1 protein-coding gene and 1 pseudogene are annotated in these 716 nt (G+C 40.9%); both read right to left on the bottom strand.

Annotated features, from left to right (window positions below):
- Window positions 1-190: pseudogene (locus ADK28_RS32625) on the bottom strand (tail assembly protein); the annotation flags it as partial.
- Window positions 191-246: 56 nt separating this feature from the next.
- Window positions 247-606, bottom strand: coding sequence for a hypothetical protein (locus ADK28_RS31165; protein WP_145957362.1), 360 nt, complete (start codon window positions 604-606; stop codon window positions 247-249).
- Window positions 607-716: the final 110 nt, after the last annotated feature.

Raw genomic sequence — 716 nt, 5'->3', positions numbered from 1 at the left:
CGAAAATAGAAAATGTCAGGCCGCGTTTGTGCGCTTCAAGCATGTAGCGTTCGAAACCTGGCAATAAGTTCTTCATTGCATCAATAGCCTTGGGTACCGTCGTAGCCCGATATTTGAACTCTCTCCCAAAAGCTTTGATCAACGGTCCGTGAAATCTTACCGTTCTGAGTGGAACTTCAATTAACGACATGTATTTTTCCTCATAAAAAAACCCACCAAAGGTGGGTCTAATTGGAAATTTAATTTTTACAAGCATGATTTAATGTCAGAAATAACCTCACCATTTCTATTGGTCAGTTTACCCCAATTACTATTGGCGGCCTCACCTCTATATATTACTTGCTGTTGAGACCCTTTATCTAAAATGTCGATATAACCATAACCATTAATCAAAACCAGTGCGATCCCACTCTCTCGTGTGGGCTTACTTACTGTTTCAATTCGCAATCCATTGAAGGTACGCTTGTCCGATTTTTCTGCAATGCAGACAGCCAAACTATTGGCATCTTTTTGAGACGTAAACTCAGCAGTAACCTTTTTTGTTAGTTCTGGATTTGCGCAACCTGTCAGCATCAGCAACGTGATGGGTAATAGGAGTTTTTTCATCAGTAATCCCTCTGTTATTTTTTTCATCTTAACAGAGAATTACATCATTTTTCTATGCCGCAACACCTTCACCGTTCGCTCCTTCCAATAACCGCCGTAAGGCACCCGCT

This window comes from Serratia sp. 506_PEND (genome assembly GCF_001076875.1).
Taxonomy (GTDB): domain Bacteria; phylum Pseudomonadota; class Gammaproteobacteria; order Enterobacterales; family Enterobacteriaceae; genus Serratia; species Serratia marcescens.
Note: the sequence above shows the minus strand (reverse complement) of the source record. Positions and strands in the feature narration are given on the sequence as shown.